Below are 18,700 nucleotides of genomic sequence, written 5' to 3' on the forward strand. Positions count from 1 at the left end.
ATCAGTTAACTGCAATTGCACAATCGAAGGTTTCCACCGGTTCGACTTCCGGCGCCCATGGCTGTTGATAGGTCAGGCGCAACCGCCCGCTGCCCGCTGTCGTGGCCTGAAAACGCCAGGTCGATTGCCCGGCGCTGCCCACCAGCCCGGCGTCTTCGGGGTTGCTGTAGACCTCGGGGCTGAGGCGGTGCAACACGCCACCCGCGGAATCCTGAATCGCCCAGCGATAACCCGTGGTCGGATTGCTCGGCAGGATCAGGATCAGGTTCTGTCCGGTCTTCAACTGCACCGGGCATTCGCTCTGTTTTTCCACCGTGAGGTTCTGCCTGGATTGGCTTGCGCAGGCAGCGAGCAGGGCGAGGCTGAGGGGGAGAAGCAAGCGAGTGGGGGACATGGGTCAGGAAGCTCCGGTCATTCACGACGAACGGCGAGCATAACCGAAGATGAGACAAAGTGTGACAAGGGGCGGCGGGCGACGGTTCATCATCGACAGCGATGAGGTCATCGTCGGAACGCCGCCCGGAGCAAGCCCGCTCCCACAGATTCAGCGCAATCCTTGTGGGAGCGAGCTTGCTCGCGATAGCGTCAGCCCGGGCACCGCAGATCTATCAGAACAACACCTTCGCCACATCCGCAAAGCGCTTGGCGAAGTGCACGGTGATGCCTTCTTTCAGATAGTCCGGCAGTTCTTCAAAGCTACCGCGGTTGGGCTCCGGCAGGATCAATTCGAAGATCTTCTGCCGCCGCGCCGCAATCACTTTCTCGCGCACGCCGCCAATGGGCAGCACATGCCCGGTCAGCGTCAATTCACCGGTCATGGCCACGCCTTTCTTCGGTGGCTGGTTGCGGGCCAGGGACAGCAAGGCGCTGGCCATGGTCACGCCGGCGCTCGGGCCGTCTTTCGGGGTGGCGCCTTCCGGAACGTGGAGGTGGACGAAGGCTTCGTCGAAGAATTTCGGATCACCGCCAAACGACTTCAGATTGGAGCTGACGTAGCTGTAGGCGATTTCCGCCGACTCTTTCATCACTTCACCCAGTTGGCCGGTGAGTTTGAAACCGCGATTGAGCGTGTGGATCCGCGTGGCTTCGATCGGCAGGGTGGCACCGCCCATGCTGGTCCAGGCCAGCCCGGTAATCACCCCGGTGCCGGACAGCACTTGTTCATTGCGGAACACCGGCATGCCGAGGGAGGCCTCCAGCTCCTTGTTGCCGATCTTGATCACCGTGTTTGGCTCGTCGATCAGCTTCATCACTGATTTGCGCACCAGTTTGCCCAACTGTTTTTCCAGCTGCCGCACCCCGGCCTCGCGGGCATAGCCATCGATCACCGCGCGCAGGGCGCCGTCGGTGATGGACAGGCTGCCTTTGGACACGCCGGCCTTTTCCAGCTGTTTGGGCCATAGGTGACGCTTGGCGATAGCCATTTTTTCTTCAGTGATATAGCCCGACAGGCGAATCACTTCCATCCGGTCCAGCAACGGGCCGGGAATCGAGTCCAGGGTGTTGGCGGTGCAGATGAACAGCACCTTCGACAGGTCCAGGCGCAGGTCCAGATAGTGATCGAGGAATTCGACGTTCTGTTCCGGGTCGAGGGTTTCCAGCAGCGCCGAGGCCGGGTCGCCCTGGTAGCTCTGGCCCATCTTGTCGATCTCGTCGAGCATGATCACCGGGTTCATCACTTCGACTTCTTTAAGTGCCTGCACCAGCTTGCCCGGTTGGGCGCCGATGTAGGTCCGGCGGTGGCCCTTGATCTCCGCCTCATCGCGCATGCCGCCGACGCTGAAGCGATAGAACGGCCGCCCGAGGGATTCGGCGATGGATTTGCCGACGCTGGTCTTGCCCACGCCCGGCGGGCCGACCAGCAGCACGATGGAACCGCTGATCTCGCCTTTATAGGCGCCCACCGCGAGGAACTCGAGAATCCGGGTCTTGATGTCGCCGAGCCCGGCGTGGTGTTGATCGAGCACTTTACGCGCGTGTTTGAGATCGAGTTTGTCCTCGCCATACACGCCCCACGGCACTGCGGTGGCCCATTCCAGGTAGTTGCGGGTCACTGCGTATTCCGGCGAACCGGTTTCGAGGATCGACAGCTTGTTCATTTCCTCTTCGACGCGCTTTTGCGCCTGCGGTGGCAGGACTTTGTCCTCCAGCCGCTGCTGGAACTGCTCGATGTCGGCGCTGCGGTCGTCCTTGGTCAGACCCAGCTCTTGCTGGATGACCTTGAGCTGTTCCTTGAGGAAAAACTCGCGCTGATGCTCGCCGATCTTGCGGTTTACTTCGGCGGAGATTTCTTTCTGCAGACGCGCGACTTCGACTTCCTTGCGCAGCATCGGCAGGACTTTTTCCATGCGCTTGAGCATCGGCACGCAGTCGAGCACTTCCTGCAGTTCGTTACCGGTGGCCGAGGTCAGCGCGGCGGCGAAGTCGGTCAGCGGCGATGGGTCATTGGGGCTGAAGCGATTGAGGTAATTCTTCAGCTCTTCGCTGTACAGCGGATTGAGCGGCAGCAGTTCCTTGATCGCGTTGATCAGCGCCATGCCGTAAGCCTTGACCTCATCAGTCGGTTCGCTCGGCTGGTGCGGGTATTCGACTTCCACCAGATACGGCGGGCGATGGTGTTTGAGCCAGGTGCGAATGCGTACGCGGGTCAGGCCCTGGGCGACGAACTGCAATTTGCCGTTTTCGCGGCTGGCGTGATGGACCTTCACCAGCGTGCCGTAGAGCGGCAGGCTCGAGGTGTCGAAATGCCGTGGATCTTCCTGGGGCGTGTCCATATAGAACAGCGCCAGGGTGTGATGATCGGATTTGCTCACCAGCTCCAGGGTTTCGGCCCAAGGCTCTTCATTGACGATCACCGGCAGCACTTGCGCCGGGAAGAACGGCCGATTGTGGATCGGGATGATGTAGACCTTGTCCGGCAGATTCTGCCCGGGCAAGGCCAGGCCGGTGCCCGTGGAGTGGTGTTCGGCGTTTTCTGGATCGGCGTATTCGCTGGGGTTTTCCGGGAATTCTTGCTGGTCGCTCATGGGGCACCTGCGCATTGGGTATGGAGGTTAGATGGGGCAGGTGGGCGGTGGTTTCAATGGTGAGGGGTGTTAACGGGTATTTCATGGGAGGTATTCAGGGGTGCCCCCAAAAGATCGCAGCCTGCGGCAGCTCCTACAGGGTTTTGAATACACCTGATAATTTGCGGGTGCACGGAGCCCGTGTAGGAGCTGCCGCAGGCTGCGATCTTGGCGATCTCACACTCGCCGAAAGTCTCTGGTTTATGTACTCACAAAAAAAGGCAACTACCTCTCGATAGCCGCCTTTGTCTTTTACCGCCAGTAACCCTTAATCCGGCAGTTTGAACGCCAGGACATAGTCGCCCTGTTTGGTGCCCAGCGAGCCGTGGCCGCCGGCGACGACCAGCACGTACTGCTTGCCGTCTTTACCGGTGTAGGTCATTGGTGTGGTTTGACCGCCTGCTGGCAGACGAGCTTCCCACAGTTGCTTGCCGTTTTTCACGTCGTAGGCGCGCAGGTACTGGTCGAGGGTGCCGCTGAGGAAGGCTACGCCACTGGCAGTGGTGAAGGTCCCGCCCAGGCTTGGCACGCCCATGCTCAGAGGGATCGGAACCGGTGCGCTGTCACGCACGGTGCCGTTTTTGTGTTTCCAGATCACCTTGTTGGTGGTCAGGTCGACCGCCGACACGTAACCCCAGGCCGGCGCCTGGCACGGCAGGCCCATGGGCGAGAGCATGGCTTCGAGAATCACACCGTAAGGCGCGCCCTTGTTCGGCTGTACGCCTTCGGTTTCGCTTTTGCGACCCGGGCCGCCGGCCACTTCAGCGGCGGGTACCAGTTTCGATTTGAAGGCCATGTAGCTGGGGTTGAGGAAGGCGATCTGGCGCACCGGATCGATCGAGATACCGCCCCAGTCGAATACCCCGAAGTTGCCCGGATAAACGATCGAACCTTGCAGCGAGGGCGGGGTGTAGATGCCGTCGTAACGCAGGGATTTGAAGTCGATCCGGCAGAGCATCTGATCGAACGGGGTGACGCCCCACATGTCGTGCTCTTCGAGCACCGGCGGCATCATGTGCAGCTCCGACATCGGCTGGGTCGGCGAGGTGTGGTCGCCTTCAACAGCGCCCTGTGGAACCGGCACTTCGTTGATCGGCACGATAGGCTGACCGGTGCTGCGGTCGAGCACGTAGATGCTGCCTTGCTTGGTCGAGGCCAACAGCGCCGGTTTCACCCCGTCAGCGGTTTTCAGGTCCATCAGGGTCGGTTGACCGCCGACGTCCATGTCCCACAGGTCGTGATGGGTGAATTGGAAGGTCCAGCGTACGCGGCCGGTGTCGATGTCCAGCGCGGTGACACCCGCGCTGTACTTTTCCGACTCGGGGGTGCGATCGCCGCCCCATTGATCCGGCGTCTGGTTGCCCATCGGCAGGTAGAGCATGCCGAGTTTCTCGTCGACACTGAAAATCGACCACATGTTCGGCGAGTTGCGGGTGTAGACCTGGCCTTCGGCAATCGGCGTGGTGTCATCCGGATTGCCGCTGTCCCAGTTCCACACCAGACGACCGGTGTGCACATCAAACGCGCGGATCACGCCGCTGGGCTCGTCGATGGAGACGTTGTCGGTGACGTGACCGCCGATCACTACCAGATTTTTGGTTACGGCAGGTGGTGAGGTGGAGTAGTAACCACCGGCGGTGAAGCTGCCGATGTTGCTGCGCAGATCGACCTGACCCTTGTCGCCGAAGTCTTCGCACATTTTGCCGGTATCGGCATCGAGGGCGATCAGACGGGTGTCGGCGGTCGGCAGGAAGATCCGCCGCGGGCAGACGTTGCTCGCTGGCGCTGCAGTTGCGCTGGCATCCGGCGTGACCGGGCTTTGCTCGGTGGCCGCGTAGGCCGCGTCATCGTGGTACGACACGCCACGGCAGGTCATGTGCGCCCAGCCCTTGAAGTTCGCCGCATTCTGCGTGCTGAGCTTCGGATCGAAACGCCAGATTTCCTTACCGGTATCCGGGTCCAGGGCGATCACCTGGCTGTGGGGCGTGCAGACGTAAAGCATGCCGTTGGCTTTGAGCGGGGTGTTTTCCGCTGTGGTTTCACCCGGGTCGTTCGGTCCTGGCAGGTCACCGGTGCGATAAGTCCAGGCCGGCACCAGTTTGCTGACGTTCTCTGGAGTGATCTGCGCCAGTGGCGAATAACGGTCGCCGTGGGCCGAACGGCCGTAGGAATTCCAGTCACCGTCGGGCATGGCCGGGGCGGTGTTGCTCATGCCGGGAACGCCGTCGCGATCCAGCTGACCCTTGATTTCACCGGGGTTGCTGAACAGGCTGGCCAGCGCGGTAACGCCGGCGATAACCACCGCAGCGCTCAGCGCCTTGCTGCCCAGGGTGGCGGTCTGACCGCGTAGCAACGGACGGCGGAACCACGGCAGCAGCAGAACGATACCCAAGGCAAACAACAGCGCCAGACGCGGCACCAGTTGCCACCAGTCCAGGCCGACTTCCCACAGCGCCCACACCGTACTGGCGAACAGCACCAGTGCGTACAGGCTCAGTGCCGCGCGGCGGGCCGCGAGCAGCAACAGCCCGGTGAGCACCAGGCCGATCCCGGCCAGCAGGTAATACAGCGAGCCGCCGAGCATGCTCAGCTTGATCCCCCCGGCCAGCAAGGCCAGGCCCATTAGCAGAAGCAGGATACCGAGCAGGCTCGGCAGCAGACGGCTTCGACTCAAAGCACCATCAGTGCTCATAGTGTGGTTCTCCGTGACGTTAAGAGTATTCCCGCGCAAGTTCACTGTAGATGACGATCAGGCGCGGGCTTGGTTCAGCTAAAATTGTTTGGTTCGGATGAGGTTGTCAGAACGAGCTTTGCACCTTGATCCCGCCGATCAGCGCGTCATCGACCTGATCGACACCTCCGGGGTGGCGGATGTACTGCAGGTTCGGGCGCACGGTCAGCCAGTTGGTCAGGTGCACACCGTAATAGAGCTCGGCGCTGTACTCGGTGTCTTGCGGCGGCAGGAAGGCCGGGTCGTCGAAATCGTTGACGAGGCGGGCCTGATTGCTGGCCTCGGCGTTCTTGCGGTAGGCCGGGTTGACGTGGACCCGCGCCATGGCGAAACCGATATCGTCCTTGGCCCGCGCATCAAACAGACCCTTGTAGACGACGCCGCCCTGGACATAGTTGTCGATCGCATTGGTTTTCTTGTCGTGCATGGTCGCATTGGCGAACACACTCAAGCCCCGGGAGTGGTCGCTGGCGTGGCTGCTGAGTTGCTGCTGCAGCCCCAGCCAGACGCCGTGCTTGCTCGAACTGCTGCGATAGGCCTCACCGCTCAAGGCGGCGGGCTGACCGTTGCGGTCTTTATAAAGGTCGGTGGCGCTGGCATTGCTGTAGTAGTAACCGGCGCGGTATTCCCCGGGCAGGCCATTGAGCTTCGGAGTCCAGACCAGCTCGACCGGCAGGATCGCGCCCTGGGTGCCGCTGCCGCTAAGCTTGAAACCGTTGTCGCGATCAAGGTTCGATGGGTTTTGCTCATAGGCGCCGACCTGCGCGTAGAGTTCCGGCGTCAGGTGGTATTTGACTCGCAGTGCCCACTGGCTGACTGGCCAGTTGTACCAGATGTCACCGACCCAGTTGCCGACTTGCGAGCCGCAGAACGCCAGGTTCTGGAAGTCGCAGGGGAAGCTGTTGAAGTCCTCGCCTTCACCGAAACGGCCGACCTTGATGTCGAGTTTCTGGTCGAAGAATTTCTGCTGATACCACATCTGCGTCAGCCGCCAGGTCTGGCCGCGACCCCAGACTTCCTGCGCTGAGGTGAAGCCGCCGACTCGTGGATCATTGATCCGGTCATTGCTGATGTTGTTGCCGTTGCGCTCGGTAACGGTCAACTGGAACTCTGCGTCCTCCCAGCCGAGAATTTTCTGCAGGTCCAGATGTGTGCCGAGGCCGAACTGGTCGCTGTAGCGCGCAGTGCGGTCGTGGTCGTAACCGCCATGCAGGTTGGAGCCCATTTCACCGGTGTAATCGACTTTGAAGTCGTAGCCTTTTTCCGCGAGCTCCGTACGAGTACCGTTCCAATCGCCGAGCATCCAGGGGGAGTCGCTGTCGAATGCCGGGGCCGCCTGGGTGCAGGTGGCGAGGCCGAAGGCAGTGAGGCCGCCGAGCAGGTTCAGGGTTTTTCGGCCGGCAAAATGGCTTCGGACAGCGCTGTCTTTGAGTTTCTGGAAGTCGTGCATGGAGGCGGGTTTAGATCTTTTTCTGGGAATGGGTAGAAATAGAGGCTGTTCGCTCTCGATTCGGGAACGGCATGCCACTGATTTAAAAAAGGAAGATGAAGCGGTTCAGCTTCAAGGGTTGAAAGGATAAAGCTCTGTCGGCGAGAGAGAAAGCGCTTTTATTGACATGGATCATTTCGGATTTGGTAATAGTCAAAAGATCGCAGCCGGCGGCAGCTCCTACACAGACCGGGTACATCCGTTATTAATGTGTGAACGCAATCCGGAGCTGCCGCAAGCTGCGATCTTTTCTGGTTCACCTATAGTTAACCGTCTAGCACATCGGCTAAGGTGCGCGGCTTCCTTTTCCTTCTTCGCTCAAAGGCCTGGCATGACCGCACCGAACAACAACCCTCTGCACGGCGTGACCCTGGAACAGATCCTCACCGCGCTGGTTGAGCACTATGAATGGTCGGGGCTGGCCGAGCGCATCGATATTCGCTGCTTCAAGAGTGATCCGAGTATCAAGTCGAGCCTGACCTTCCTGCGTAAAACTCCCTGGGCCCGTGAGAAAGTCGAAGGCTTGTACGTGAAGCTGCAACGCACCAAACGCCCGATCTAGGACACCAGGATGCACGCCGAGCCGGCTACCTACTCCCACACGATGCGGGGTTTTATTGCGACGGCCGCGGTCCTCGGCTGGGCGGGATTGAGCATTCAGTTGTATCTGATTCTCTACAGTCGCTGGAGCTTCGAAGCCAGTCTGCTGGGCGGACTGGTGAGTTTTTTCAGCTTCTTTACCGTGCTCAGCAATACCTTGGTGGCGGTCGTGCTGACCTATGAGCTGAACCCGCGCCCGTCGAAGGGGCGGGATTTCTTTCTGCAACCGTGGGTCAGCAGCGGGATCGCGGCGAGCATTACGTTGGTCGGCCTGGCCTACAGCCTGTTGCTGCGACATTTGTGGCAACCGCAGGGCTGGCAGTTCCTTGCCGATGAGTTGCTGCATGACCTGATGCCGCTGTTGTTTATTGGCTATTGGTGGTTCTGTGTGCCGAAAGGGACGCTGCGTCTCAGGCACATCGCCTTGTGGGTGATCTACCCGCTGGTGTATTTCGGCTACGCCCTGTTTCGTGGCCATTCGCTGGGGCAGTACCAGTACCCTTTTATCGATGTGGCCCGCCTGGGTTATCCACAGGTGTTTATCAACGCCGCCGGAATACTGGTTGGATTTGTGCTGGTTTCGTTGTTGGTGGTGGGGGTGGATCGGTGGCGGGGGCGGCGTTTCAGCGCAGATTGAATTGCCACAAAGGCCCGCTCTTCACTGAGGGCGAATCACTCCTCCTCCTCACCACCCTCCAACCGCCAATACCCCACGGATTTCACGAATGTTTCATTGAGCCGGTGCTCATCCAACAGCACCCGACGAATCCGCCGGGACACCATGATCTCGGTCGCCACCCAGGCATACAACTCGCCTGGGGGCATTTGCAGCTGCTGCACAGTGCTCGGCAAATCCTGAGTGCCACCTTCGCGCAGCACCCAGATCACCTCGACCTGTGCGGCGCTTTCCAGTGTTTGCTGTTCGGCGGCGTTTTCCACTTCCACCACCACCAGCGCGCGGCAATTGGCAGGCAGGCCTTCCAGGCGGCGGGCGATGGCGGGCAGGGCGGTTTCATCGCCGATCAGCAGGTAGCTGTCGAAGATGTCCGGTACCACCATCGACCCGCGCGGCCCAGCTATGTGCAGGTACTGACCGGGTTTGGCCTGTTCGGCCCAGGTCGAAGCCGGGCCGTCGCCATGCAGCACGAAGTCGATGTCCAGCTCCAGGGTTCGCAGGTCATAGCGCCGTGGCGTGTAGTTGCGCATGGCGGGCGCCGGGGCGCCCTCTTTGCCGGCACCGAGCACCAGGGTTTCCAGCGCGGCGTGTTCTTCAGCGGTCTGCGGGAACAGTAACTTCATATGATCATCGGTACCCAGGCTGACAAATCCGGCCAGCTCCGGCCCACCAAGGGTGATTCGGCGCATGCGTGGGGTCAGGTCCACTACCCGCAGCACTTCCAGGCGACGACGTTTGATCTCATGGTTGACGCGATGAATAGTTTGTACGGTGACGGTGGTCATTCGCCTTGCTCCGGTGCAGGTTGAACCGCAGGGCCGTCGACAATGGCTTTGGCGGTGTTGTTCAGCAGGTCACGAACCCGAAGGATTTCTTCCGGGCTCCAGCGTCCGTGATGCAATTGCAGGGCATGCCGCAGGTTGTGCACGGCTTCATGGATTTCGGCCGGGCGATCATGTCCACGCAATGAGCGCTTGCTGACCTCGATGCGCATGCGCACGCCGTCCAGGGCGATCGCTTGCTCGCTTAAAGAAAGACGACCGGCGTCGGTCACGCTGTAACGTTTTTTTCCGCCTTCGGCGTCACCCAGTATCAGTTCGCTCTCTTCAAGAAACGTCAAGGTTGGGTAGATCACACCAGGGCTAGGGCTATAGGCGCCGTCGAACATATTTTCGATCTGGCGGATCAAGTCGTAGCCGTGGCACGGCTGTTCGGCGATCAGCGCCAGCAGCAGTAATTTCAAATCACCGGGGGCGAAGACCCGCGGTCCACGGCCGCCGCGCTCACGGCCTGGGCGCTTTTCGAAGCCGTCGCGGCCGTCACCGTGCTCGCGATGGGGATGATGCTCTCTCATTTTTTTCTCTCTCTCGTCGGGTTTAGATACAACTTAAGATATATCTTAACGAAAAAGCAAGAGGACAGGACCAACGGTGCATGGCGAATGCAACCCGGTTCCTCGAGCGGGCGAATACATCAAGTCTGGATATTGTTTGATTGTCGAACAATTATCGCGGCTAAAACTTAATGCTTTCTTCATATTCAAAAGAGAACGATTTAGTGTTAACTCTCTAATGCATCGAGTTCGGCCTTTATTTATTTGGAGTGTGGTACTAGTCTTACGGAAGTTCCAAGGTGCTACTGGTCTGTAATGGAATTACTGTTAATCTGTCTGTAGCCAGCCTCTTACGGTTAAACATCGGGTTTGTTGTTTTTTCTGGTTTTTTCATTCTGCCGATAGGTCGATCTAACTACGCATTCGCCGGAACTTGCCTGCTTACTTTGATGGTGGGTTGATGGATGATGTTCCGGCGTTGAAAGTTCAAGTAAATGGCCGTCTCGGCTCTACGAAGTATTGGCTTGTCAGCGCCTTTCGTTAAAAGAAGGGGAAGCCTAGGCTTATTCGGACTTTTAATTATCAACTAATCTGAAAAAAACAGGTGTTTAACAATGTTCAAGAAAATCGCAATCGCTACTCCTCTGGCCGTTCTGGCACTGAGTTCTTCCATGGCTTTTGCTGTAGGTGAAGCGCGTCATTCGATTAATCTGGTTGCATCGATTCCAACCAAGGTTTTCCACGTGCTGCCAGTGGATCCGGACCTGATCGTTAAAGATCAAGTGTTGAGCTACAATCCGGTTGCCGATGAACTGAGTTCGTTGCGTGCGATGTTCGATACCAAAAACACCAATGGCTCGATTGCTGCCAGCCTGGAAAGCGAAGCCTTCCTGGATAACGGCACGGATAAACTGCCTTTGACCGTGACTTTCAATGGCAAGACCCTGAGCGTCGCGACTCCGGAGGAAGTGGTGGGTGAGGTCGAATCCACCCCGGGCAAACGTGTCGAAATGGTGATCACTCCTGTGAAGCCGGTAAGCGGTGGGTATAAGACCGGTGAATACACCGGTGCAGTGACTATGGTATTTGACGCAGTACCAACTCCTTGATGTTCTGAATGCCTTTGAGCGTAAATCTCACAAGGCAGCCTGATCCGGTCGACAGTCCATCTCCCCCTGTCGACCGGACTTTTACCGACTTGATCGTTCGCCAATAGAGTATTTCGTTCATGTTCCCGATGACTCCCATCGCGGCTGCACTTGCCTTTTTTTTATGCGCCAGTGCACTCGCCGCGCCTGCTGCCGGAACAACACCGCGCAGTTTGCTCGCTCAGGCCAAAGGTTTGCCGTCCGAGTTCGAAGAGCACTTCTTCGATGTGCCTTTGGCGGTTCGGGTGGAACTTGATCAACAATTTCTCGGCGAGGCGATGATTGTATTGTCCCGTGATGATCGCATCACTCTGATCGAGTTTACTGATACCGGTGACAGCAACTTCAGCGCCAGTGAGCGGGAAACCTGGACCTCTTGCTGTCCAGCTTGAGGACTTCCAGGTACGTCAGGTTTTTGAGCTGTTCGACGCTTTCTGCGGTCAACCTGATCCGGTTGTCGGAGAGGTGAAGTTCGGCAAGTAAATGCATCTTTTCGATGCCTTCGGGCAGGCCGCTCAATCCGCATTTATTGGCACTCAGCCGGCGAAGATTGGGGAAGCTCTTGAACAAATCCGTGGGTCTGTGGGCACGAGATAAAAGCGACTTGTCGACGCTCAAGGTCGTTACCTTGTCGAGGTACTTCTTGAGATCAGGCAGTTCTTTCCACCATCGTTCCAGATTATGCAGGCTAAGATCCTGTGACAAATCGAGTGCATAGCCGGTGTCAGGCTGTGTGCTGCGTTCACCGAACGAGGTTGATTTCCTTTCGAAACACTCCAAAAGCCTGTCGGCGATGAAGCGTCCTCCTCTGTGCATGAATTCGACCCACCGGGGATCAAGTTCTTCATTTGAGCCGTCATAAGGCCCGCCCTCCCATGAGCTGAGCGTTTGGCGCAGTTCATCGAGCTCGTCCTCCAGTGCTTTCATGGCCGTCCGTGGCTCATCTTTAGCGTTCAAGGATTGAACGAAGGCATTCACCTCGCGTTCGCTCAGGTGGGGATACAGATCCTGCACCCTTTGCTCCAGGGTCATCCCCGCTTTGGAAAGCCCTGGACCGCGCAGCAGGATGACTGTTTCCGGGTCCGGAACAGGGCGGATCGGCGGCTCTGCGAGAATCGTCCGCCGTTCGGCGGGCGCTTCGGTTTTGACCATCACCCATTGCTTGAAGAGAGGCCCCTGTCCTGTGCTGTAGCCCAATGCTGTGCGCTTGTCGGTGGGCAAGGCCTGGAGGATCGAATTATAGAAGTCGTCGGCCTCATGCAGTTTCGTATTGGCAGAGTCGCGGACTTCGTACTGTGCGCGGCCATCCCTGATCAGTAGCCGGACGGTCGAAGCCTCTGCCCCGCCAACGCTGCATCGCAGGGGGCCGTCATAGGTGCCCCACGGACTTCGATACGCAAATCGCTGAAGGTGTCGGTATGGATTCTGAGTGCGTTCAGGGTCAGCCTTTCGGTATCAGGTGTAAGGTAGGCATCGTCATAAAACCCTTCATAGGCATGGCTGGTCCGTGCTTCGAACGCCGCTTCGCGGGCCTGGTTTTTCAAGCGTAACGGTAGTCGTTGTTCTTTCGTCATGCTTTCAAGTTCGGCGTCACTGGCGCTACGCAGCAATTGTTCTGCAACATTGGGCGGGAGTTCCGGGAATGTGCGCCGTAGCAGTTGAATGTGGGGGTTATCTGATTTTCCCCTGAATTCGTACAGCTGTTTGGAGATGTCAGTCTTGTCACTGTCCGCCTCGTCAGCCAACCGATCGCGCAGGGCTTGCACTTGCTCATCCTCGGGCACCTTTTTGCCGAGCAGCGTCTCAAGTTCCTCCTCGTCCAGAAAGTCCACGATGCTTTGCGCAAACGTACCATTCAAAACCTGCGGGAGGCTGGAGGTGAGCGTGTGATCCTCTGGCGCGTCGACCTTTCCATACAGGCGAAAGTTTCCGGTCTTGCTGGAGTCTTCATACACTTTCAGCGCTTTATCCGAAGGCCAGCCCTCCAGGTGGGGTGCAAGGGATTCGAACCAATACCAGGACGGATCGAGGGGGCGTCCTGCACGGATCAGTTCAATCGCCTGCTCCACCTCCTGGTCGATCTTGAAGCGCTTGAGGGCGTCGGTCAGCAGCGGCGGTGGCGGGGCGTTCTCAACATGCATTTTGCGCAGTGCATTCTCTTGAGTACCGCTGACGGTGCGGATCTGCTCAAGCTCGGCATCGCTCAAGCCGCCTACGCTGTGGCCCAGACGCTGCATCAGCGTCGGGCCTTCCCAGGTCCGTGGGTTCTCGGCTTCATGGGTCCAGGCGCCAAGGCCATTGTGTTTCAGTTCGGGTGAATAGGCCTCGGGGCGGGTCGGATGCTTGATCCGATGGTTGCCGGTCTTCGGGTCTGTTTGCACTGCGTAGTGTTTGCCATCCAACGACAGAATGTCCTGATCTTCGTGTGAGTGCAGCCCCAACTCATTGGGGCTGGAGTCGGCTGGCAACTTGAGGTTCGGCTGTTCGTAGGGCTTGAGATCGGGATTCCACAGGCGGGTCTGGCCATCGGGTAACTCGACGGGTTTCAGGCCGTCGACGAAGGGCGAGAGCTTCAGGCGAGCCATCTGGCCAAGCTGGGCGCCTGCGATAAAGGCCCCCAACTGAACGACATCCGTCAGCACGCCAACGAAGTGTTCGACGGCTTCGACCCACAGGCCTTCGGCCAGATCAACGATGGATTCCATCAGCTCGCTGGCTATTTGATAGGCGGTGTAGGCCATCATCAATTCGCCCAGATACGGCACGAAGGGGGTGACGACCATTAGCGCGACGTTGAAGATGTCCGAGACGATTTTTTTGAAGTTGTCCCACCAGGCCCAGCGGGCTTTGCTATCGGTATCGGCAGTGGAGATCGCTATGTCTCGTGCGTCATTGAGAATCTTGTTCAGTTTTCGCTGATAGAGATGCCCCCAGAAATCGCCGGTGATCGGTGTGACGCTGAATTGCAGCTTGGGGTTGGTCACGGGTTCTTCTCGCCACGTCGGGCGTTGGTCCAGGTCTTCTTTTTTATGCCATTGCACTTGGAACAGGCGTTGCTGGAGCCCGGCGAAAAAGTGCCCTCGCTGTTGCTGATCGACGAACTGGCTGAAGTATTGGCGGTAGGTCATCTGCGTCGACTCGATGAAGGCGTTGTCGCGCAATTGGCGGGTCAGTTCATTCAAGAAATCGGTCACCGAAGCGTATTCTTTTAGCGGATGCTCGGGGTCATTGGGCACATACGCGATCAGCCCTTCGACGTTACGGCTTCGCTCCAGGTCTGGGGTAATCAGCACGATGCCGGTCAAGGCGGCATCCAATATTGATAGTTCGGCGAACTGCACCACCTTGCCTTTAAGGGTGAGGTTTCGCTGGCCGTCGAGCATGGCCAATATCAGCTGATGGGTGTCGGGCGCAATATCCTTGGTCATCAAGGCGAGATGGGCAGCGGCTTTAAAGGCGGTTTTCTGGCTTTCAGTGACTTTGTATTTTAAAGCGGTCTTTGCTACCGCATCGCCGGCAAGCAAAATGCTTTCCAGGTGTTCGGTATAACGGGCGCCGATATCCAGTTCACGACAAAGTGTCTGGAACTGACTGATGGTCATTTTTCTTTTGATCGGTTTGATATCGAACAGCCCGCGCTCATCGGGCTTGCTGATGAACTCGGAGTCGGCTTCTTCGTATGTTTCAGACGCTGCAAAGTTGTGCAGTGCGGCGTCCAATAACGAAACGGTTCGGGTGATAACGCCTCCCGAGATGTCAATAACGTACCAAGGTCGGTCTTTGGGGATATACAGGCGTAAATAAGTAGTCTGCACATCATCATCGACCCCGTACTGTTCTTTCAGGGCGGCGCTGAGCAACGGCTTGGCAAATTCATAGATGCCTTGCAGTTCCTCAAGCAGTCGATCTACGTTGTTTTGTGAGGTCCAGAGGTTGATGTTGGCATCTTGCAGCATGGCGTGGTGAGCAGAAGATGCGCTTGTGTACCAGTCTTGATGACCCAAGCGGGTTGCACTCAGCTCCCGGACTCGCCTTAGTGTGGCGCTTTTGAAGGCAGGATCAATCTTGCCCGTGATGAGGTTGTAGTGAGGGCCTTTATTGTCGTGTGTGTCAGAGCCTTGACGGGTGGATATACGTCCTTGTAAGTCAGACATTGTGATGAACCTTGAGCATGGATGGGAGTGTCCAGCCTATCCCCCAGTGCGCAAAATAAAAGGCTGAAAATCGGTTGTTGAATAATGGTTTTTGCTTATAAAACATTGAATATTGAAATGCGGAAAATAACTAATTACCACCTCTATAGTGAATAGGGTTTACAAAGCAAGCGGGCAGGACAATGGCTACTGTTACCCCCCTCGCGCTACCTCAACGGGAAGGCACTGAGTATTGCTCTCCGGCTGCAGGTAAGGGTTGAGAATCGGCGCCATGCCCTTGAGTACCTGTACCGGCAATGCCGAGGTGAACTTGAAGGCTTCGGCCGTGCGCCCGGGAACGAATGCGGTCATGGTGCCGAAGTGATGATCGCCAATGTAGAACACGAATGTCGCGGTCCGGTTGATCGATTTGGAGCTGAGAATCCGCCCGCCGGAACCGACGGCCTCGATCCGGTTGTCGCCGGTGCCGGTCTTGCCGCCCATGGCCAGCAAGGTGCCGTCCGGCAGTTTGAAACTGCCGGATACCCGTTTGGCGGTACCGGCATCCACCACTTGTGACAACGCCTCGCGCAGAGCCGCGGCGACCTCGGAAGGCATCACGCGTTTGCCTTTGTCCGGGTCGTTGATCAGTTTGGTTTCATAGGGTGTGCCGGCGGCGAAATGCAGACTGTCGATACGCAGGGTTGGTTGACGCACGCCATCATTGAGGATGGTCCCGACCAGTTCCGCCAAGGCTGCCGGGCGATCGCCGGAGCTGCCGATGGCCGTGGCCAGAGACGGCACCAGGTGGTCGAACGGATAGCCGACTTTCTGCCAGCGCTGGTGAATGTCGAGGAAGGCTTCGATTTCCAGCATGGTCCGGATACGGCTGTCGCGGGCGCCTTTGTGGCGACTTTTGAACAGCCAGCTATAGACTTCCTGGCGCTCGAATTCACTGGCTTTGACGATCTGGCTGAATTTGGCATCAGGATTGTTGAGCAAATAACCCAGCATCCATAGATCCAGTGGGTGGACCTTGGCGATGAAGCCCTGGTCGGGCAGGTCATAACGACCTGGGCCGTAATTCAGATAGAGCCGTTCCAGGCGTTCATCGGTGAGTTTTTCGTTGAGTTTGACGCCTTTGAGATGCGAGCGCACAAAGCTGTTGAAGCTCTCCTGACTGGCATCCGGCAGCAAATAACGATGCACGGCGGCGAGACGGATCGGCGTCGGGCGCATGCCGTCGAGGAAGGTGTTGAGGCGGGTCTGGGTGTCCTTTTTCTGATACTTCTTCCAGAACCGCAAGAGGAACGAGGTGCCCTCGTGGTCGGCGAATCTGGCCAGGTATTCCTGACGCCGCGGCTGGCCGTCGTCCTTGAGCAACAGGGCGCTGTTATTGGGCCCCGAGTAAGTGCTGTAACGCACCAGATCACGCATCAACCGAATGAACGGCAGGTTGATCGACTCGCGTATGGCGTCGCGCAAGGTCGGCAAGCGGCCGTTGTCTTCCTTGCGAAAGTTGTTGAACGTGTGCAGCCCGCCACCGGTGAAAAAAGCTTCGCCGGGGCTGGCCGAGTATTTGCGATCGAGGGCCGCGCCGAGCATTTTCGACAGGCTGCGGTCGTTGTTCTGGATCAGATAGTCCACCGCCCAGCGGGTAATTCGGTCCTGGTCGGCGACTTCGGTTTTCTTCAATACCGCAGCGGGTTGCGCGCCATAGCGATCGTGCAGTTCCGCGACGATCTGCAAGTAGGTGGTCAGCACCCGCAGCTTGGCGGTGGAGCCCAGCTCAAGCTTGCTGCCTTCGTTGATATCGAACGGTTGGTCGGTGCTGTCGGTCTGTACCCGGACCCGCGAACCGTCGGGAGTCAGTTCGAACAGGGTGAAGCTGTAACGCACTTGCGTGGTGCTGGTGGGCGTCAGCAGGCGTTCGCCGATCAGACCGATTTCGGCGGCGTAGGCCGGATCGGACAGACGTTTGAGGTATTGGGTAGCCTGGGTTTGCAATTCGCCTTGCAGGGTACTGGTGGCCGACAGGTCGAGGCGGTCCAGATCGTAGAGCGGGCGATTGAGCAGCCCGGCCAGTCGACTGCGGGCCACGCTGATGCCTTTGTTGGTTTCGATCGGCTGGATGGTTGGCTGTTGCTGCCAGTCGCGGTACGTCACTTTGCTGGCCAGGGCCGCGGCGGACAATGCGGGATCGATCACGTTGTTCTGCGCCAGCAACCGAATGTGGCTGTCGGTGAGCTGCGCCAGATCGTTGTGGCCCCGCGTCAGATAATACGAAGGCCGACGCTGGGCGATCATCAGCGACAACACCTCACGCAAAGCCAGGCCGCGTTGTGCCAGACTCTGCGGATCACTGGCGGTACTGGCCAGGCGCTCGTTGATCTGATTGAAATCCGCGCCATACCAGACCCGCAGACCTTCGGCCATGCCATGCACTTCACCATGGCCGGGCACCGCTGAAAGCGGCACGCTGTTGAGGTAATCGCGGACGATGTTCTGCCGCGCCTCCAGGGTTTGCGGGCCATCCTGATAGGCACGCACGCTGGCGGAAATCATCTGGCGGATCTTCTCGCCACCGGAAACCGTCAGGCCATCGGGTGAGTGACGATACTTTTCAAGCTGGGTGGCCAGGGTGCTGCCACCCGCCGTCTGGCCGGGCAGGTGAAGCAGTTTTGCCACTTGCGACCAGGCCGCCATGCCAAACCGCGGCCAGTCCACCGCGGGGTTGGCTAGAGGCTGTTGCGGATCGAGCAGTTCACGGTTTTCGATAAACAACAGGCTGTGCACCACCAGCGGCGGGATATCGGCATAACTCGAATACAGCTGTTGTGGGTAGTGATATTGGTACAACGGCGCGGCGCGGCAGTCGGTAATCGACAATCCGGCCTGGATTTTTTCCGCATAGGGTACGAAAAAGCCTTTTTCGCTGTAGTCGAGCAAGTCCTCGGAAAAGCGCGTTTGTGACTGAATCAGGTAATCACGTTTGACCAACCGTGGCAGGAACTCACCCAGGGAACTGTAGCCCAGGCGTTTATCGAACGGACCGGCACCCGGATAGAAAATCGAGTCGCTGGGCCCCGGCTGCATCGAGTAACTCAAAGACGCGGCGAATTTGCTGAACTCGCGGGCCTGCAATTTCGAGGTGCGCATCTCCTTGGTGGCGGCGAAACCCAAGGCGATCAGGGTAATCAGCAGCAACAACCAAAACATCCGCCACCAGTACCGGCGAAGTCGTGATTTTTTTGGTAAAGGCGCTTCATCCACATTATCGGTAGGCACTACAGTTGTACTCGAATCGGTTTGCCGCAAAGCGCCCATAGTCAATTGATCCATTCACGCAGATTGATCTGACTTGTTTGAAGCTTAGCCCGTGGTTGGGGTCGGTGAAAAATTTGTGAAGGATGCCTGTAGTCTTTCGACGAAGGCCTGCAGGTTGGCACAAATTTCAGGGTGGAGATTAATTTTGTAGCGAGGGGGCTCGCCACAGGGTTGAGTCATGGCTCGGGAATGTGCGGG

At 58.1% G+C, this 18,700-nt stretch carries 12 protein-coding genes and 1 pseudogene; 4 read left to right on the top strand and 9 right to left on the bottom strand.

Annotation, left to right across the window (positions count from 1 at the left end):
• Position 1 precedes the first annotated feature (1 nt).
• From ACA064_RS05550 to ACA064_RS05565, 4 genes are all read right to left on the bottom strand, one after another.
• Entirely contained in the window at positions 2–394 is a 393-nt protein-coding gene (locus ACA064_RS05550; protein WP_497672486.1) for a protease inhibitor I42 family protein, read from the bottom strand.
• A 214-nt stretch (positions 395–608) separates the two neighbouring features.
• Complete coding sequence (gene lon / locus ACA064_RS05555) at positions 609–3,026, bottom strand: endopeptidase La (RefSeq protein ID WP_497672487.1); 2,418 nt, start codon at positions 3,024–3,026, stop codon at positions 609–611.
• Positions 3,027–3,333: 307 nt separating this feature from the next.
• A complete protein-coding gene (locus ACA064_RS05560; RefSeq protein ID WP_497672488.1) occupies positions 3,334–5,757 on the bottom strand; it encodes a glucose/quinate/shikimate family membrane-bound PQQ-dependent dehydrogenase in 2,424 nt (807 codons plus the stop codon).
• Positions 5,758–5,863: 106 nt separating this feature from the next.
• Positions 5,864–7,246, bottom strand: a complete 1,383-nt coding sequence (locus ACA064_RS05565) for a carbohydrate porin (RefSeq protein WP_497672489.1) — start codon at positions 7,244–7,246, stop codon at positions 5,864–5,866.
• A gap of 370 nt (positions 7,247–7,616) precedes the next feature.
• Between ACA064_RS05565 and ACA064_RS05570 the strand changes: the two genes are divergently transcribed.
• The gene (locus ACA064_RS05570; protein ID WP_419116318.1) at positions 7,617–7,847 is read left to right on the top strand and encodes a VF530 family protein; all 231 of its coding nucleotides are present in this window, start codon (positions 7,617–7,619) and stop codon (positions 7,845–7,847) included.
• 9 nt (positions 7,848–7,856) lie between these two features.
• A complete protein-coding gene (locus tag ACA064_RS05575) occupies positions 7,857–8,522 on the top strand; it encodes a Pr6Pr family membrane protein (RefSeq protein WP_497672490.1) in 666 nt (221 codons plus the stop codon).
• Positions 8,523–8,557: 35 nt separating this feature from the next.
• On the opposite strand, the gene ACA064_RS05580 is transcribed toward ACA064_RS05575, so the two are convergent.
• Both ACA064_RS05580 and ACA064_RS05585 read right to left on the bottom strand, forming a co-directional pair.
• On the bottom strand, positions 8,558–9,346 hold the full coding sequence (locus ACA064_RS05580; RefSeq protein ID WP_497672491.1) for a siderophore-interacting protein: 789 nt from the start codon (positions 9,344–9,346) through the stop codon (positions 8,558–8,560).
• On the bottom strand, positions 9,343–9,915 hold the full coding sequence (locus ACA064_RS05585) for a PadR family transcriptional regulator (RefSeq protein ID WP_497672492.1): 573 nt from the start codon (positions 9,913–9,915) through the stop codon (positions 9,343–9,345). Before ACA064_RS05585 ends, ACA064_RS05580 begins: the two co-directional genes overlap by 4 nt.
• 593 nt (positions 9,916–10,508) lie before the next feature.
• On the opposite strand from ACA064_RS05585, the gene ACA064_RS05590 reads away from it, so the two are divergent.
• Both ACA064_RS05590 and ACA064_RS05595 read left to right on the top strand, forming a co-directional pair.
• Positions 10,509–11,003 (top strand): CS1 type fimbrial major subunit, encoded by a 495-nt coding sequence (locus ACA064_RS05590; RefSeq protein ID WP_497672493.1) that lies wholly within the window; start codon positions 10,509–10,511, stop codon positions 11,001–11,003.
• A 119-nt stretch (positions 11,004–11,122) separates the two neighbouring features.
• A pseudogene (locus ACA064_RS05595) lies at positions 11,123–11,416 on the top strand (pilus assembly protein PapC); the annotation flags it as partial.
• On the opposite strand, the gene ACA064_RS05600 reads toward ACA064_RS05595, so the two are convergent.
• The 3 genes from ACA064_RS05600 to ACA064_RS05610 form a co-directional block, all read right to left on the bottom strand.
• Positions 11,388–12,194, bottom strand: coding sequence for a hypothetical protein (locus ACA064_RS05600; RefSeq protein ID WP_497672494.1), 807 nt, complete (start codon positions 12,192–12,194; stop codon positions 11,388–11,390). The pseudogene ACA064_RS05595 and the gene ACA064_RS05600 overlap by 29 nt on opposite strands.
• A 161-nt stretch (positions 12,195–12,355) precedes the next feature.
• Positions 12,356–14,998: a dermonecrotic toxin domain-containing protein gene (locus ACA064_RS05605; protein WP_497672495.1), complete on the bottom strand. Its 2,643-nt coding sequence runs from the start codon at positions 14,996–14,998 to the stop codon at positions 12,356–12,358.
• A 390-nt stretch (positions 14,999–15,388) separates the two neighbouring features.
• Positions 15,389–18,502, bottom strand: a complete 3,114-nt coding sequence (locus ACA064_RS05610; protein WP_497674174.1) for a transglycosylase domain-containing protein — start codon at positions 18,500–18,502, stop codon at positions 15,389–15,391.
• Between the last annotated feature and the right edge of the window lie 198 nt (positions 18,503–18,700).

The sequence above is a fragment of the Pseudomonas sp. LBUM1658 genome (assembly GCF_059716055.1).

Coding starts and splice junctions, on each gene's coding strand:
- ACA064_RS05550 (WP_497672486.1), bottom strand. CDS start 394: ATGTCCCCCACTCGCTTGCTTCTCCCCCTCAGCCTCGCCCTGCTCGCT.
- lon (WP_497672487.1), bottom strand. CDS start 3,026: ATGAGCGACCAGCAAGAATTCCCGGAAAACCCCAGCGAATACGCCGAT.
- ACA064_RS05560 (WP_497672488.1), bottom strand. CDS start 5,757: ATGAGCACTGATGGTGCTTTGAGTCGAAGCCGTCTGCTGCCGAGCCTG.
- ACA064_RS05565 (WP_497672489.1), bottom strand. CDS start 7,246: ATGCACGACTTCCAGAAACTCAAAGACAGCGCTGTCCGAAGCCATTTT.
- ACA064_RS05570 (WP_419116318.1), top strand. CDS start 7,617: ATGACCGCACCGAACAACAACCCTCTGCACGGCGTGACCCTGGAACAG.
- ACA064_RS05575 (WP_497672490.1), top strand. CDS start 7,857: ATGCACGCCGAGCCGGCTACCTACTCCCACACGATGCGGGGTTTTATT.
- ACA064_RS05580 (WP_497672491.1), bottom strand. CDS start 9,346: ATGACCACCGTCACCGTACAAACTATTCATCGCGTCAACCATGAGATC.
- ACA064_RS05585 (WP_497672492.1), bottom strand. CDS start 9,915: ATGAGAGAGCATCATCCCCATCGCGAGCACGGTGACGGCCGCGACGGC.
- ACA064_RS05590 (WP_497672493.1), top strand. CDS start 10,509: ATGTTCAAGAAAATCGCAATCGCTACTCCTCTGGCCGTTCTGGCACTG.
- ACA064_RS05600 (WP_497672494.1), bottom strand. CDS start 12,194: ATGGTCAAAACCGAAGCGCCCGCCGAACGGCGGACGATTCTCGCAGAG.
- ACA064_RS05605 (WP_497672495.1), bottom strand. CDS start 14,998: ATGCTGCAAGATGCCAACATCAACCTCTGGACCTCACAAAACAACGTA.
- ACA064_RS05610 (WP_497674174.1), bottom strand. CDS start 18,502: ATGGGCGCTTTGCGGCAAACCGATTCGAGTACAACTGTAGTGCCTACC.